This window comes from Conexibacter sp. W3-3-2 (genome assembly GCF_009707605.1).
In the GTDB taxonomy this organism is placed as follows: Bacteria; Actinomycetota; Thermoleophilia; order Solirubrobacterales; family Solirubrobacteraceae; genus Paraconexibacter; species Paraconexibacter algicola.
The window spans coordinates 1,968,085-1,983,550 of record NZ_WLYW01000001.1; the positions used below are offsets into that span (position 1 = coordinate 1,968,085).

Sequence of the window (15,466 nt, forward strand, 5' to 3'; positions counted from 1 at the left end):
CCGGGACATCCTCATCCGGTGCTCCGGAGAGGTCTGGAAGCCTGCCTGGAGCGCGTGGACGGCATGGACCGCGTCGAGTGCGTGGGGTCGGTCGCGGACGCCTGGGCCAGCCCGGCGCTCGGCGAGGTCGACCTGCTGCTCCTGGGGATCGCGACGGACGGTGCGCTGCCGTTCATCAGCGAGGTCCGGGACTTCACGGACGCCTCGGTCGTCGTCTACGGCCCGGGCCGGGAGAGCGACCAGCTCCTCGGGGCCCTGGAGACCGGGGCGACCGCGGCGATGGACAGCGACGCGCTGACCCCGGAGAGCCTCGTGCTCGCCGTGCGGGCGGCCGCCGCGGGCGGGCCGTTCCTGCTGCCGTCGTTCTCCGGCGGCGGCCGCGGTCCGTCCGAGCCGCACCTCACGCAGCGCGAGCAGGAGGTCCTGGCGCTCGTCGCGGAGGGCTACCCCACCCGCGAGGTGGCGCTGGAGATGAACTACAGCGAGCGGACCGTGAAGAAGGTCCTCGGCGACGTCGTCGTGAAGCTCGGCGCGCGCAGCCGCTCCCAGGCGATCGCCCGCGCGGTCCGCCAGGGCATCATCTAGTCCCTAGCCGGTCGTCGGGCACGCCCGCGGCCGGCTCGTCCCGGGCACGAGGCACAGGTCGTCGCGCCGCGGGGCGGCGCGACGCCGCACGACGAGGCGGGTCACCTGCCCGATGAACCCCGGTCGGGTCACGGTGATCTCGCTGACCGTGCCGACCGGCAGGCTCGCGTTCTGGAAGAACGGGTGCAGCGAGACGGTACGCGTCCGCGTGGTCGCCGCGATCGTCCGCGAGGAGAAGCGGCAGCGCGCGCGGAACCGCAGGTACGCCTTGCAGGTCACCTTCACGGTGGAACCCGGCGGCACCTTCAGGACCTGCAGCCGCCGCAGCTGCGTGCCGGTCCGGGTGGAGAAGAACCGCGCGGCGAGGTCGAGCTTCACGACGGGCTGCGGGGCGTCGGCGCCCGAGCAGTCCTCGTCGACGCCGTTGGCGGGGATGTCGGTGGCCCCGGGGCGGATCGCCGGGTCGCGGTCGTTGCAGTCCAGCGGCGGCACGACGCCGTCGCCGTCGCGGTCGTTGGAGTCGGCGACGTCGAGGCGGCGCAGGAACTCGCAGCCATCGACGAGGTCGATGCTGTCCTGCTGGGTCTCGTCGTCGGCCCCCGGCCCGCAGTTCAGCGTGTCGGCGAAGCCGTCGAAGTCGAGCAGGCGGTCGTTGCCCGCGGCCCCGATCAGGGAGTCGTTGCCGGGGCCGCCGTCGAGCGTGTCGGCGCCGTCGCCGCCGTCGAGCGTGTCGGCCCCGGTGCCCCCGGCGATCGAGTCGGAGCCCGGACCGCCGACGAGCCGGTTGGCGACCGTGTTGCCGGTCAGCGTGTCGTTGCCGTCACCGCCGACGACGCTCTCGATCGCGACGAGGCGGTCGTTCTCCCCCGCCTGCCCGTCGTCGTCGACGCCGTCGAGGGTGACCGCCAGCGGCTCGAGCGCGGTGCGCGCCGCGTAGGTGACCGTGTCGACGCCGTCGCCGCCGTCGAGGCTGTCGGTCCCGGTACCGCCGTCGAGGAGGTCCTCGCCCGGGCCGGTGGCGATCGTGTCGGCACCGGCGCCGCCGGTCACGGTGTCCGCCGCGGCGACCAGCGGGTCGGTGACGAGCCGGTCGTCGCCGTCGCCCAGGTCCACGGTCGCCGGTCCCGGACCGGTGTCGATCACGTCGTCGCCGGCGCCCGCGGTGACGACGTCGGCCCCGGCGCCGGTGCTGACGACGTCGGCGCCCGCGGTGCCGAGCACCGTGTCGGCGCCCGCGCCGGTGACGACCCGCTCGAAGCCCTCGAGCGTGTCGAGCTGGCCCGCGGTGCCGGCCGTGCCTGCGGGCAGGTCGACGGTGACCGGGGTGGCGGCGTCGTCGTAGGTGACGGTGTCGATCCCCGCGCCGCCGACGAGCCGGTCGGCGCCGCCGCGACCGCGGATGAGGTCGTCGCCGCGACCGCCGAGCAGCACGTCGACACCGTCGCGCGGGACGGGGTCCTCGGCGGGGTCGGTGCCGACGAGCGTGTCGGCGCCCTCCCCGCCCTCGATCTCCTCGATGCCCTGGATCGTGATGGCGGTGGCGCCGTCCACGCGCACGCGGTCGGCGTCGACGGCCTCGAGCCGCAGCGGCGCCGACCGGTCGAGGAACGAGACGCGGTCGGTCCCGGCGCCCCCGTCGACCGCGACGCCGGGCACCACGGGCCGCAGCACGTCGTCCCCCGGGCCGCCCAGCTGCGTGGTGCCGCCGACGAGCGTGTCGCCGTCGGCGCCGCCGTCGAGCGTCAGCGAGGTGCCGGTGGCGACCGCGGTGTCCGGGCCGTCGCCGAGGCTCAGGGTGCCGGTCAGGCCGGGGACGTCGACGACGTAGCGGTCGGCGGCGCGGTCGGCGCCCGCGATGTCCTGGAGCGTGCCGACGGTGCCGCGGATCTCGACCTCGTCGGGGCCGCGCTCGCTGGCCACGCGCAGGGTCGTGACGGTGACGCCGAGCGCCCGGAGGGTGTCGCCGTCGCTGCCGCCGTCGAGCACGAGCGTGCCGGTGCTCACGCCGCTGACGGTGGCGTGGAGGATGCGGGCGCTGATCTGCAGGCGGGTCGCGGCGACGCTCGTCGGGCACTCGGTGACCGCGACGCCGGCGACGGTCGCCGCCACGCAGCCGGCCGGGAGCGTGCCGCTCGCCGCCGGGCTGAAGCGCAGCACGCCGCCGTCGCGGGTGATGTTCAGCCCGACGGTCTCCCCCGGGTTCTGGGCCCCGACGAGCAGCTCCCCGGGCGCGACGAGCTCGAGCGTGAAGGGCGCGCCCGCCTGGCCGTGCGCCGCCGCGGGCGCGACCAGCGCGGCGCCGAGCGCGAGCCCGGTGGCGAGGCGGCGGCTCAGCATGTCGTCGTCCTCGTGGTGCCGCGGGCCAGGCAGGCGTCGGTGCGGCGGGCGGGCCCGCGGCTCAGCGTGCGCAGCGTGACGCGGCGCCCGCGAGATGCCTCGTCGCTCACCGTCACGGTCACGACGGTGCCGGTCGGGAGCGGCCGGTCGCCGAAGAGCCCGCGGAAGGAGAAGCTCGTGCGGGCCGTCGTGAACGCGCGGCTGCGCGTCACGAACGGGCAGCGGGCGCGCGGCTTGGAGGTGCAGGTGACGACGACGGTGCTGCCCGCCGGGATGCCGGACACCAGCAGCTTGCGCACGCGCAGGCCGAGCGGGGTGCGGGCGCCGAACGTCACCGACACCTTCGCGGCGGTGACCGGGAACGGCGCGTCGGCGCCGTCGCAGTTCTGGTCGATGCCGTCACCGGGGACGTCGACGGCGGAGGGCGAGATCGTCCGCGTGCTGTCGTCGCAGTCGGGGCCGGAGGGGGAAGCCGTCGCCGTCGCGGTCGCGGCCCACGGTCGCGTCGCTGCCGTTGTCGGGGGCCGGGCGGGCGACGACGGGGACCGCGGGGACGAGCACGCGCTCGCAGGCGGTGATGGCGTCGTCGCCGTCGGCCTCGGCGGTGTCGGTGCCGGCGTCGCAGCCGACCGTGTCGGCGAGGCCGTCGACGGCGCGCAGGAGGTCGTCGCCCGGGCCGGCGGCGAACAGGTCGACGCCGCCCCCGCCGTCGAGGACGTCGGCGTCGTCGCCGCCGCGCAGGGTGTCGGTGCCGTCGTCGCCGGTGAGCCGGTCGGCCCCCACCCCGCCGTCGAGGACGTCGGCGCCGCCGGCGCCGCGCAGGACGTCGTCGCCGGGGCCGCCCTCGAAGCGGTCGGCGCCGGAACCGCCGGTCATCGTGTCCGCTCCGGCGCCTCCGCGGTGGATCTCGAAGCCCTGGAGCGCGTCGCGCTCGCCGCTCGCGCCCTCGTCGTCGCTCCCGTCGACGGTGATGGTCACGGGCTGGTCGGCGGTGCGGGTCTCGTAGGTGACGGTGTCGACACCGGTCTGGCCGTCGAGGACGTCGCTGCCGAAGCCGCCGTCGATCAGGTCGTCGCCGAGGCCGCCGCTGATGCGGTTGTCGGCCTGGTTGCCGCGCAGGACGTCGTCGCCCTGGCCGCCGACGAGCCGCTCGACGCCCAGGAGCTGGTCGCCCTCGCCGGGGGTGCCGTCGTTGGCGACGCCGTCGAGCGACAGGCTGACCGCGTCGGTGCGGGTGCCGTAGTCGGCGGTGTCGTCGTCCTCGCCGCCGAGGAGCGCGTCGGCCCCGTCGCCGCCGACCAGACGGTCGCCGTCGTCACCGCCGTCGACGCGGTCGTCGCCCTCCCCGCCGGAGAGGACGTCGTCGCCGTCGCCGCCGAGCACGAGGTCGTCGGCGCCGCCGCCGTCGACGGTGTCGACGTCGTCCTCGCCCTCCAGGCGGTCGGGCCCGCCGCCGCCGGCGATCGTGTCGTTGCCGTCGCCGCCGCGGACGCGGTTGGCGGCCCCGTCGCCGGTGACGACGTCGTCGCCCGGTCCGGCGGTCACGTTCTCGAAGCCGCTGAGGGTGTCCTGGCTGCTGCCGGCGGCGCCACCGGTCCCCGCGACGAGGTCGACCACGACGTCGTCGACCTCGTCGGCGTAGCTGACGAGGTCCGCGGTCCCGTCGCCGCCGATGAGGGTGTCGAGGCCGTTGCCGCCGGTGACGGTGTCGTCGCCGGGACCGCCGTCGAGCGTGTTGTCCAGCGCGTTGCCGACGAGGGTGTCGTTGCCGGCGCCGCCGAGGGCGCGCTCGACCGAGGTGAGCGTGTCGACCTCCCCGGGCGCACCGGCCTGGGCGGGTGGGGCCATCGCGACCGTGACCGGCTGGACGGCGGTGCGGTCGTCGTAGCTGACGAGGTCGCTGTCGGCGCCGCCGTCGACGACGTCGTTGCCGAAGCCGGGGCGGATCACATCGGTCCCCGGACCGCCCTCGAAGCGCTCGTCGAGGAAGCCGCCGCGCAGCGTGTCGCCCGCGTTGCCTCCGACGAGGCCCTCGATGCCGGAGATGGTGTCCATCTCGGTCATCTCGCCGCTCGTCGCCGTGCCGTTGGACTCCGCGGTCACCGGCTGGGTGCGGCCGGCGTAGGTCACGGTGTCGTAGGTCGTCTGGGTGCCGCCCTCGAGCACGTCGCCGCCGGAGCCGCCGTCGAGCAGGTCGTTGCCCGCCTCGCCGCCGAGGACGTCGGCGGCCGCGCCGCCGACGAGCTCGTCGTCGCCCGCCCCGCCGAGCAGCGACTCCGGGCCGGCGGTGCCGACGAGCCGGTCGGCCCCGGGGCCGCCGGTCGCGTTCTCGACGCCGACGAGGGTCTGGACGGCGCCGCCGCTGCGCGGCACGGTGCTCTGCCCGGCGGCGAGGTCCACGAGCACCGCGGTCGGGGCCGTCAGGTTGCCGTAGGTGACCCGGTCGGTGCCGGCACCGCCGGTGACGGTACCGCCGCCCTGCAGCGGCTCGAGCTCGTCGTCGCCCAGGCCGCCGTCGAGGTCGTTGTCCCCGGCGTTCCCCTCGAGGCGATCGGCCTGCGGCCCCGACGTGATGTCCTCGATGTCGACCAACCCCATCGACGTCACCGAGCCACGCGGAACACGAGCGACACCGGTCCGCAGCGACGCGTCGACCGAGACGCCGAACGCGGTCAGCCGGACGCGATCGCGGTCCGCGCCACCGTCGATCCGGTCGACGTCACGGCCGGGCACGAGGATGTCGTTGCCAGGTCCTCCCTCGAGCTCGTCGAACTGCGTATCGCCGGTGGCAGCGTCGCTGATCGAGTCGTCCCCGTCGTTGCCGACCAGACGGTTGGAGCCCAGCGTCCCCCCTCAGCGCGTCGTTCCCGCTGCCGCCGTTGACGTTCTCGAAGCCGCTGATCTGCTGATCCGGGGAGTTCTCCGCCTGGAGATCCACGCTCACGCCGACGGTCTCGTCGCTGTAGTCGAGCGTGTCACCCGGCGTACCTCCGGGGATGCGGAAGCCCGGGTTTCCACCGAAGAGGAGATCCTGCCCTGCACCGCCGCCGACGACGTCATTGCCCTCGCCGCCGTCCAGCGAGTCGGTGCCGCCGCGCCCCCGCAGATCGTCGTCGCCCCCGGCCCCAAAGAGGTTGTTTGCCTGGGCGTCGCCGCGGAGGACATCGGCGCCGGAGCTGCCGGTCAGGTCCTCGACCGACGCCAGCGTGTCGATCTCGCCGTCCGCGAACGTCGCGGTGCCCGCCACGAGATCGGCGGTGACGGCGCGGTCCCCTTCCCAGGTGACGTGGTCCGTGCCGCCGTCCCCCTGGTACCGGTCGTCGCCCGCGTCCCGCTGGGTTCCGGAGCCGCCCGCCAGGAACAGGTCGTCACCCGCCGCGCCCCGGAACTCCTGTGGCCCCGCGATGCCGCGGAAGGAGTCGGCGGTCTGCCCGCCCTCCCAGATCTCGGTATCCGCGACATCCACCACGTCGCGTCCTCCCGGCAGTCCCCCGATGTCCTGGATCCCGCCGAAGGTTCCCGCCCGGAGGTCGATGGTCAACGGGCCAGCCGCGACCTGGCGCTCGGGGTCGTTGTACGTGACCAGGTCGGTGCCCGTCCCCGGGTCGATGACGTCCTGGCCGATGCCGCCGGAGATCGTGTCGTTGCCCGGCCCACCGTCGATGTCGTCGACACCGGCGCGACCGGACAGCACGTCGTCCCCGTCGAGGCCGCGCAGCGTCTCGGTCTGCAGGACCGTGTCGCTCATGGTCAGGGCGTCGGCCTGCGGGGAGCCCGTCACCTGCTCGACGTTCGTGGTGGCCTGGGTCGTCGTCGGGCCGAGCTGCGCGACGCCGCCGTCGATCGTGAACTGCACGCCGACGCCGGTGAGGTCCTGCCAGTCGACGTGGTCGAGGCCGGCGCCGCCGTCGTTGGCACCCCCGCCCGATCCGGGCCGCAGCAGGTCGTCGCCGTCGCCCCCGACGAGCGTGTTCGCGGCGGCGTTGCCGATGAGCGTGTCGTCCTCGTCGGTACCGGTGACGCTCTCGATCGAGGTCAGCGCCAGGGTCTGGCTCTCGATCGTGGCGCTGGCGTTCGGGGGGCGCAGGTCCGCGACGAGCGGTCCGGTGACCTCGGCCGCGACCGCGTAGCTCACCGTGTCGCTGCCCGGCCCGCCGTCGATGGAGCCCGCGCCACGCCCGGGCCGCAGCAGGTCGTCCCCGGGCCCGCCGGCGAGCTCGTCGTCGCCGGCGAGGCCGATGAGCGTGTCGGCCCCCCGCCACCCGCGAGGTCGTTGGGGCCCGCGTCACCGGTGAGGCTGTCCCCGGCGTCGCCGCCGATGATCTTCTCGAAGGCGCCGATCGTGTCGGGCGCGGTGTTGGGCAGCACGACGGTGACCGGGGTCGTGGTCCCCTCGTAGGAGAGGGTGTCGATCCCCGGGCCGCCGCTGAGCACGTCGACCGCCGGCCCGCCGATGACCAGGTCGTCGCCGTCGGCGCCGTTGATCGAGTCCGTCCCGGCGCCACCCTCGAGGCGGTTGTCGGCGGTCGTCCCGATGATCGAGTCGTTGCCGAGACCACCGATCGCGTTCTCGAAGCCGCTGATGAAGGTCTGACCGACCGTCCCGGCGCCGAGGTCGATGACCAGGCCGTTCGTGTCGGCCGAGTAGTCGAGCGTGTCGACGCCCGCGCCGCCCTGCAGGGTGTCCTGACCGCCGCGCGAGGTGATGCGGTCGTCGCCGTTGCTTCCGATGAGAAGGTCGTTTCCGATGCTGCCGATGAGCACGTCGGGGAGCGGGGTGCCGACGATCTGGCGGATCTGCCCGCCGAAGTTCTGGGTGTCCGGCCCGACGACCGCCGTGCCGTCGCCCACGGAGACGCGCACGCCGGCGGTGAGATCCTCGTAGCTGAGGGTCGTGTCGACGCTGCCCGCGATGACGTCCGCGCCGATTCCCGGGAGCACGACGTCGTTCGGGCCGATGCCCGTGAACAGGACGTCGGTGCCGCCCCGCGCCTCGATCCGGTCGGCGCCGGGGCCGCCGTCGAGCACGTTGGGCCCGTCGTCGCCGACGATCAGGTCGGAGAAGGGCCCCCCCGATCACCGACTCGAAGCCGCTGATCGTGTCCCGGTTGGAGGTCTGCGCCGTGAGGTCGATCCCCAGCGGGGCGTTCTCCGCCGCGTAGGAGACGGTGTCGGTGCCGGTCCCGCCGGCGAGCGTGTCGACGCCGTCCAGGCCGACGATCACGTCGTCCCCCGGGCCGCCGTCGAGCGCGTTGACGTTGCCGTTGCCGGTGAGGACGTCGTCGCCGCTGCCGCCGGTCAGGTTCTCGATCGCCGTGAGCGCGTCGTCCTCCCCGACCGCCCCGTCGTTGGCGGTGTTGTCGAGGCTGGCGCTGATCGCCTCGGTCCGGCCGACGTACGTGACCGTGTCGGTCCCGGCGCCCCCGTCCAGCACGTCGGTCCCGAGGCCGCCGCCGAGGACGTCGTTCCCACCGCGGCCGAAGAAGCGCTGCGGGCCGTCGCCGCCGAGGAACGTGTCGTCCCCCTCCGTGCCGAGGATCTCGTCGAGGCCGGCGAAGGTCAGGACGCCACCGGCCGTGGTCATCGTCCCGGAGCCGACGGGCCCGGCGTAGGTCGCGCTGACGGGCACGGTCCCGACGAGCTCGATGATGCCGCGATCGCCGCCGGCCGCGAAGGTGCCCGGGGCGGGCGGCGTCTGGAGGCGGTCGCTCCCGCCGGGTGCGGTGCTCGCGAGGGCCACCTCGAGGCGCTCGAGCGACGCGACCGAGTCGAGGTCCACGAGGTTCTGGACCCGCGCGGTGCTGCGGACGTTGACGGTGCCGAGGTCGGCGGGACCCTCGACGAGGACCGCCTGGGCGTCGCCGTTGCCGAGGTCGATCGAGATGTCGAGCCCCGGGGCGGTGGTCTCGGCGCGCACGCTGACCTGCTCGAACTGGTCGAGGTTCGAACCGGTGACCGTGAGGCTCGTCGGCGGGACCGGGCAGCCGATGCTCGTCGCCCCGACCTGCAGCGAGAGGTTGCGGACGTCGATCTGCTCGAAGTTGGCGCCGTCGAGCGTGACGATCGCCGCGCCGCCCGCGCACGAGAACGTCGTGGCGGCCGAGGCGGGGGCGGGCACGCCGAGCACGCCGACCATCCCGGCCGCGCCGAGCGCCACCCATGCGCGCCTGCGCAGCGAGATCGATCGCGCCATCCTCGCGGACGGTAGGTGCGCAGCGCGGCCGCGTGGCCCGCGCGGGCACGGTCTTCCCGGAAGTTCGCCCGATCGGCGGTCGGGCGACCTCCGGGCCGCGGAGCGCGCTCAGGCGCCCGCGGCGGGCGCCGAGCCGACCGGCGTGACGGCGGGCCCGGCGGGCGGCGCGACCGGCGCCGCGGCGGGCGCGACGGCCGAAGCGGCCGGGTGCGGCACCGCGGGCGCGCCCGCACCGCGACGGCCGAGGAGGTACCCGACGACGGCGCCGAGCAGCGCGCCCGCGCCGAGCAGGCTCGTCGCGCGGGCGGGCTGGCGCCGGACCTTGGAGACGGTGCCGTGGGCGGTGTGCGCGACGACCGCCTTGGCCGCCTTGCGCTTGATCAGGGTCTTGGGGCTGCTCATGCCCCGGGGCTACCCGGTCGCCGTCGCGCCTACTCGGCGGTCGGGGCGCGCGGCCGTCAGCGGCGGAGCTTCTCCGCCAGGCCGTCACGCGCGTCGTGCCCGAGGCGCTCGAGGACCCGTCCCATCACCGGGTCGGCAAGCTTGCGCACGCCCTTGAGGGTGACGTCGGCCTCGTAGGTGACGGTGCAGCCGCCGTCGGTCTCGGCCTCGATCGTGATCGTGTCGACCGACACCGCGGACTCGTTCTCCCCGCGCAGGACGATCCGCGAGGGCGCGACGCTCTCGACCGTCTCGTAGTCGAGCTCGGTGTCGTGCCCGGCGACGTGGGTGACGACGCGGTAGCGGCTCCCGACCGTCGCGGGCGGCCCGCCGCCGGTGTGCGTGGACGCCGTGATCGACGGATCCCACTCCTGCACGGTCCGGAAGTCGGCGAGGTAGCGGAACACCTCCTCGGGCGGGCGGTCGGACGTCACGGAGGCGGTGTAGGAGGCCATGACCTCCTGGCTACCCGGGCGCCGAGGCGGGGAACGCGTGCTCGTCCCGCTCCCACCGATCCCCGCCGTCCGGTTTGTGGGGACCCCACGCAGGGCGACCCCGGACCCGGCCGTAGGCTCGCGACCGTCCACCGGAAAACGATGAGGAGACGTTCCCCGCGATGCCCACCACCAAGCCCGTCGTCGTCTACGGCGCCAGCGGCTACACCGGCCGCCTGGTCTGCGAGTACCTGCGCGAGTACCACATCCCGTTCGTCGCCGCCGGCCGTGACGCCGGCCGCGTCGAGGAGGCGATGAAGGTCATCCCCGGCATCGAGACCGCCGACTACGAGGTCGCCGCCGTCGACCACACCGTCGAGGCGCTGACCGACCTGTTCACCGGCGCGAAGGTCGTCCTGAACATGGTCGGCCCGTTCATGAAGCTCGGACCCGAGGCCGTCGAGGCGTCGCTGGCCGCCGGCTGCCACTACTCGGACACCAACGGCGAGCAGGACTGGATGATCGTCTGCGACGAGCAGTGGGGTCCGAAGTTCGCGGAGAAGGGCCTGCTGATCGCCCCGGGCGTGGCGCAGATGTACACGACCGGCGAGATCGCGGCGAACATCGCGCTCGAGACGCCGGGTCTCGACACGCTCGACATCCTCGTACTGTGGAAGGGCTTCCCGACCGTCGCGTCGACCGCGACGATCTTCGAGAACCTGCTCTCCCCCCGCCACTACCTCGAGCAGAACCAGTACCAGCCGTGGACGGTCGAGCCGCACGAGGTCGTCGTGCCCGGCCAGCACGAGCTCGCGCTGGCGCTGGAGTGGGGCGGCACCGCCCACCCGGTGTGGTTCAAGCGCGACCCGCGCGTCGCGAACGTCAAGGCGCTCGGCGGCCTGTTCGACCGCGAGCGGATGAAGGGCGTCATCGAGGGCGCCGGCCAGGTCGCCGCGCAGGCGGCCGAGATGAGCCCGGACGAGGCGAAGGCGTTCCTGGCGCAGGTCGCCGCCCAGACCCAGTCGGAGATGCCGCCGCGCGAGAACCAGCGGGTCAACATCTCGCTGGACTCGGTCCACGCGTCGGGGCCGTCGGGCCGCGTGCACGTCGTGCTCAACGGCACCTGCAACTACAAGCAGACCGGTCTGCTGCAGGCGTACGTCGCGCACTGCCTGATCCACGGCTCGACCCGCCGCGCCGGGTTCGCGTCCGCCTGCCAGGCGTTCGGTCACCGCGAGCTGCTCGCCTGCCTGACCGCGTTCGGCCTGATGGCGCCGCCGTCGATCTCCGGGCACGTCGCGCCGGTCGCCACCGTGGCGCCCGCGAACTCCTACGGGGTCCTGTAGGCGGGCATACTGCCCCCGTGGGCAAGGAGCACTCGCGCAGCTTCACGGCGTCGCTGGACATCCCGGTGACGCCGTGGGACGTCTACGAGCTGCTGGCGGACGCCGACCAGCAGACCCAGTGGCGCGACCGCTTCGCGCCCTTCCAGGACGTCACGCGGGCCGAGCCGTACACGCTGGTCGCGTACGGCAACGGCCTGGTCTTCGGCATCGAGCCGGGGCCGGAGGGGTCGGGCACCACCCTGACGGTGTCGAAGTCGTGGGAGAGCTCGGGCGCGATGGGCGCGATCGGGCTGCGCCTGTTCGGCAAGAAGGCCCAGGAGGAGGAGCTGCTCGCGCTGCTGCGCCGCGTCGAGTCGGTCCTCCTGTACGACGGGATCTAGGCGCGCCCGGCGCGGCGCAGCGATCGCGTGTACGGACCGAAGTCCGCCTCGACGATCAGCCGGCCGAGCTTCGTGTACTCGTTGGCCACGCCGCGGACCAGGTGCGCAGTCGAGACCGCCTCGCCGTCGGCGGCCGCGGACAGGGCGCCCGCCATGATCGCGTTGCGGATCCCCCCTCCAGTGAGGTCGAAGGACCGCGCCAGAAACTCGACATCCAGCGCCTCGCCGCGCGGGAGAGCCGTCGGCAGCAGCCGCTCCCAGAGCTCCTGGCGGCTCTCCGAGTTGGGAGGCGGGAAGTCGATGAGCACGTCGACCCGGCGCAGGAACGCCGAGTCGATGTTGCTCCGCAGGTTGGTGGCGATGATGACGACGCCGCGGAAGTGCTCGATCCGCTGGAGCAGGTGCGCCGTCGCGAGGTTCGTGTAGCGCGACTGGGCGTCGTCGGAGGCCGTCCGTCGTCCGAACACGACATCGCCCTCGTCGAAGAACAGCACCGCCTGCGACGCGTCGGCTGCGTCGAAGATCCGATCGAGGTTCTTCTCGGTCTCCCCGACCCACTTGCTGAACAGCGTCGAGAGGTCGACGCGGAAGAGCGGCAGATCCGCCCCACTGGCGACGACGCGCGCGGACATCGTCTTTCCCGTCCCGGACTCGCCGGCGAACAGCACGACGAGTCCGTCCCGTCCGGCCACGTCGCCCAGGCCCCACCGCTCGCGGACCTCCGCACCGAAGCGCAGGAACGCGTCCACGAGTTCGAGCGCCTCGGTCTGCCCGGGCGCGAGGACCAGGTCGCTCCACCCCGGGCCCGGTTCCAGCATGTGGGCGATCTCCTGCAGCTGGGCGTGCGTCTCGCGGCGCAGCTGGCGACCGAGCGCGCCGCGGTCCACCTCGCCGCCGACCCCTCGCGCCTCCTCGACCGCCTCCGCGATCACCGAGAGCTCGAGCGAGACCCGCTGCAGCTCGTCGGTCTTCCCGATCAGCGTCTCGAGGCACGCGGCACGCTCGGCCGGGGTTGCAGACGGGACGAGGATCGGATCCGCTGTCGCCCGAAGCCCCGAGGGCAACGATCGGAAGCGAGATGCCCAGAGCACCACGCAGGTCGGGGGCGACCGGAGGCGCTCGGTGTCAACGGCGTCAATCTCCCGGCCTTCCTGCTCGCCGACCACCGGGATCCGCTGTTCCAGCCGCGCCGTGAGCAGGAACTCCGACCAGGCCGGCTGCTCGACGACGTCGGCCATCTGGGTCACGAGCACCCCGCCAAGGGCTGCCGCGAGGACGAACGGGGCGTCGTGGCCGCCGACGATCGACCAGCACGGGGTTCCGCGGCGGATCGCCGCCGTCATGGCCGCCTGCGCGGCCTCACGGCCGATCGCATAGCTCGGTGGGTCGATCCGCCGCACGGTCGGCCCGCCTGCGCGGAGATCGCTCCCGAGCAGCCAGGCCACGATCGGCGAGGCGGGCTCGAGCGGTCGGTCGGCCAGCGGCCCTGTCCCGACAAGCCGCACTGCACCAAGGTCCTGCAGTCGCCCGTGGCGGTCGAGGCGTAGCAGCACGTCCGCATCGCGCAGCGGTCCCGTCGCCAGCAGGCGGGCGAGCAGACGCGGCGTCGGCCGAGTTCCGGCGTCGCTCGAGAACCACGCGATCTGCTGGACGAACAAGGGATGCAACTCGGGGAGCAGCACTCCCACGAGGATGGCCGCGTCGAGCTCGTCCAGCTCGAGGAGGTCGAGCATGACGCCGATGCGCTCGTAGATGCCCAGCTGCCCCTCGTCGGTCGTGACGGTGAGCGCCTGCTCGACGTACGCGAGGGGGAACGCGGCGGGCTGCGGTGCGTCCTCGAGCTCGGCGACCGCCGCGTGCAGGAGATCCGCCACGGCACGCAGGACGAGCGCTCCTCGCGCGACGTCGGACTCCGAAGCGTCGGGTCGTCCCCCCCATGCGCGCTCAGACTCCCAGCCGCCGGACGGGAAGTCGAGCCGTGCCCAAAAAGCCTGCCCGCAAAGGCCTGCAGTTGCCGGCCGGTGGCTGCAGGATCGACGCATGCCCGAGTCGGCAGGTCATCAGCGGCGCCCACCTCGCGCGGTGACGCGGCCGAGCAGCGCGCTGGCGGCGCAGGTCTCCGGCGCTGGCCACCCCAGCGCGACGCTGCCCTTCCAGTCGCGGCTCGAGTCGTCCTTCGGACAGTCGCTCGACGGCGTGAGCGCGCGGGTCGGTGCCGGTTCGACGCTCCAGGCCCACGGCGCAGCCGCGGCGACGGTCGGCGACACCGTGGTCTTCGCCGACCGGTCGCCGAGTCTCGCGACCGTCGCTCACGAGACCGCGCACGTGCTGCAGAACCGCAACGCGATGGCCCCGCCCACCGCCACGATCGGGGCGGCGGGCGGAGCGGCCGAGGCCGAGGCCCACGCGGCGTCTGCGGCGGCGGTCGAGGGCCGCGTGGCGACCGTCGGCGCCTCGCCCGGAGGCGAGGTCCAGTTCCTCCCGGAGTGGATGGAGAAGCTCATCGCCCGGCGACGCGCGAAGCTGGCCACGGGCGGCCGCCACGGGGGCTTCACCGACGCGGACCTCGCGGGGGAGCGCCTCGCCAACTCGGGGTACAGCGCGAACCCGACGTTCAAGGTCTCGTACAAGTCGACCATCGGAACCTCGGGAACGCGGGACGGATACTTCAAGCCGCTGACGGGGAGCGATGGGCAACGCCGCAAGCTCGCTGCCTCCGCGACGGTCGCGAGCCGGCTGTCCGAGATCCTCGGCCTGGACGTGCTGCCGTCTGAGCAGCTCGCCACCCACGGCGGGCAGCTCGGGACGGTCTCGCCGACGGTCGCGGGGGTGCCGCTCGTCCAGTCGCGTCTGAGTCCGGTCGAGGCGCCGCCGGCGGTCCTGAAGGCGCTGAGAGATCCCGACGAGGGGGTGGACACCGAGGGCTACACGCTCAAGGACGGTCAGGCCTATCGGATCGACAACGTCGCGTCGGACATCAACCTGAAGCTCCCTGAGACCCAGCGCGGGCTGTGGAATCTGCAGCTGCTCGACGCGCTCACCGCGGAGAGCGACCGGCACGGCGGCAACATCCTCGTCGACGGGTCCGGGACGGTTCGGGGAATCGACAACGACAAGGGGTTCGACCAGCTCGACGACGAGCTACGGCACTCGCCGTTCGACAAGGTCGTCACCGTCCCGCGCCTCGCCGATCGCGACGTCGCCGCCAGAATCCTCTCGCTCTCGTGGACCGAGCTCCAGACGGCGATCCTGAAGACACTCGACGCCGACGACGGTGGGGCCGGCGTCGCGAGCAGCCTCCGGCTCACGGACCGGGAGCTCGAGTCGCTGCGCAAGCGCTTCACGCTGCTCCAGGAGCACCTGCGGGGCCTGGAGGCGTCCGGAGGCCTGGTTGGCTCCCACGAGTGGGGCGAGGAGACGTACCGCCGAGCGCTCGCCGACGGCGACAGCTTGGCCAAGGCCCAGGATCGGGACCACGCCAACTACCTCCGCCGCGCGGTCGCGATGCAGCGCGAGCGGATGGACCCGGAGGCGCTCCGGAAGCGGGCGGAGGCCGAGGAGCGCGTCCGGATCCTGCAGCGCAACATCCTGCGGAAGCGGCCCCGCCAGGGCGGGACCGCAGAGCGTCCGACCGTCGTCATGCCCGCCAGGCGGCGCGCTGCGGGCCGGCCGACGTCTCCCGCGCCCGCGCTCCCGCGGCCGCCCGCGGTCCCGTCGCGGGTCGGCCGTCGTCGGCTGTCCCCGTCGTAG

At 74.1% G+C, this 15,466-nt stretch carries 11 protein-coding genes and 2 pseudogenes; 4 read left to right on the forward strand and 9 right to left on the reverse strand.

Features of this window, described 5'->3' with window-relative positions:
* Window positions 1-18 precede the first annotated feature (18 nt).
* The gene (locus GKE82_RS30660) at window positions 19-585 is read left to right on the forward strand and encodes a LuxR C-terminal-related transcriptional regulator (protein ID WP_154733136.1); all 567 of its coding nucleotides are present in this window, start codon (window positions 19-21) and stop codon (window positions 583-585) included.
* A gap of 3 nt (window positions 586-588) precedes the next feature.
* Here GKE82_RS30660 and GKE82_RS09670 read toward each other — a convergent pair whose 3' ends face one another.
* The 8 genes and pseudogenes from GKE82_RS09670 to GKE82_RS09710 form a co-directional block, all read right to left on the reverse strand.
* On the reverse strand, window positions 589-2,922 hold the full coding sequence (locus GKE82_RS09670) for a MopE-related protein (RefSeq protein ID WP_154733137.1): 2,334 nt from the start codon (window positions 2,920-2,922) through the stop codon (window positions 589-591).
* The gene (locus tag GKE82_RS09675; RefSeq protein WP_154733138.1) at window positions 2,916-3,263 is read right to left on the reverse strand and encodes a hypothetical protein; all 348 of its coding nucleotides are present in this window, start codon (window positions 3,261-3,263) and stop codon (window positions 2,916-2,918) included. The genes GKE82_RS09670 and GKE82_RS09675 overlap by 7 nt, the downstream gene beginning before the upstream one ends.
* 328 nt (window positions 3,264-3,591) lie before the next feature.
* A pseudogene (locus GKE82_RS09685) lies at window positions 3,592-5,751 on the reverse strand (hypothetical protein); the annotation flags it as partial.
* Window positions 5,642-7,162: a calcium-binding protein gene (locus GKE82_RS26955; RefSeq protein WP_375337040.1), complete on the reverse strand. Its 1,521-nt coding sequence runs from the start codon at window positions 7,160-7,162 to the stop codon at window positions 5,642-5,644. The pseudogene GKE82_RS09685 and the gene GKE82_RS26955, both read right to left, overlap by 110 nt.
* Entirely contained in the window at window positions 7,054-7,950 is an 897-nt protein-coding gene (locus GKE82_RS09695) for a calcium-binding protein (RefSeq protein ID WP_154733140.1), read from the reverse strand. The genes GKE82_RS26955 and GKE82_RS09695 overlap by 109 nt, the downstream gene beginning before the upstream one ends.
* 187 nt (window positions 7,951-8,137) lie before the next feature.
* Window positions 8,138-9,115: pseudogene (locus GKE82_RS31345) on the reverse strand (calcium-binding protein); the annotation flags it as partial.
* A 108-nt stretch (window positions 9,116-9,223) separates the two neighbouring features.
* Window positions 9,224-9,517, reverse strand: coding sequence for a hypothetical protein (locus GKE82_RS09705; RefSeq protein WP_154733142.1), 294 nt, complete (start codon window positions 9,515-9,517; stop codon window positions 9,224-9,226).
* A 56-nt stretch (window positions 9,518-9,573) separates the two neighbouring features.
* Complete coding sequence (locus tag GKE82_RS09710) at window positions 9,574-10,011, reverse strand: SRPBCC family protein (RefSeq protein WP_107566740.1); 438 nt, start codon at window positions 10,009-10,011, stop codon at window positions 9,574-9,576.
* Between the two features lie 161 nt (window positions 10,012-10,172).
* Here GKE82_RS09710 and GKE82_RS09715 point away from each other — a divergent pair, with 161 nt between their 5' ends.
* Together GKE82_RS09715 and GKE82_RS09720 are read left to right on the forward strand one after the other, a co-directional pair.
* Window positions 10,173-11,336 carry a DUF5938 domain-containing protein gene (locus tag GKE82_RS09715; protein ID WP_107566741.1) on the forward strand — a complete coding sequence of 388 codons (1,164 nt, stop codon included), beginning with the start codon at window positions 10,173-10,175 and terminating at the stop codon, window positions 11,334-11,336.
* A gap of 17 nt (window positions 11,337-11,353) precedes the next feature.
* Window positions 11,354-11,716 (forward strand): hypothetical protein, encoded by a 363-nt coding sequence (locus tag GKE82_RS09720; RefSeq protein ID WP_107566742.1) that lies wholly within the window; start codon window positions 11,354-11,356, stop codon window positions 11,714-11,716.
* On the opposite strand, the gene GKE82_RS30665 is transcribed toward GKE82_RS09720, so the two are convergent.
* Entirely contained in the window at window positions 11,713-13,590 is a 1,878-nt protein-coding gene (locus GKE82_RS30665; protein WP_154733143.1) for an ATP-binding protein, read from the reverse strand. The two genes, GKE82_RS09720 and GKE82_RS30665, sit on opposite strands and share 4 nt — an antisense overlap.
* A 166-nt stretch (window positions 13,591-13,756) precedes the next feature.
* Between GKE82_RS30665 and GKE82_RS09730 the strand changes: the two genes are divergently transcribed.
* Window positions 13,757-15,466, forward strand: coding sequence for a DUF4157 domain-containing protein (locus tag GKE82_RS09730; RefSeq protein WP_196189145.1), 1,710 nt, complete (start codon window positions 13,757-13,759; stop codon window positions 15,464-15,466).

What these genes read in the sequence shown, in the direction of transcription:
- GKE82_RS09730 (WP_196189145.1), top strand. Translation starts at nt 13,757, where the DNA reads ATGCCCGAGTCGGCAGGTCATCAGCGGCGCCCACCTCGCGCGGTGACG.
- GKE82_RS09705 (WP_154733142.1), bottom strand. Translation starts at nt 9,517, where the DNA reads ATGAGCAGCCCCAAGACCCTGATCAAGCGCAAGGCGGCCAAGGCGGTC.
- GKE82_RS09710 (WP_107566740.1), bottom strand. Translation starts at nt 10,011, where the DNA reads ATGGCCTCCTACACCGCCTCCGTGACGTCCGACCGCCCGCCCGAGGAG.
- GKE82_RS09715 (WP_107566741.1), top strand. Translation starts at nt 10,173, where the DNA reads ATGCCCACCACCAAGCCCGTCGTCGTCTACGGCGCCAGCGGCTACACC.
- GKE82_RS09670 (WP_154733137.1), bottom strand. Translation starts at nt 2,922, where the DNA reads ATGCTGAGCCGCCGCCTCGCCACCGGGCTCGCGCTCGGCGCCGCGCTG.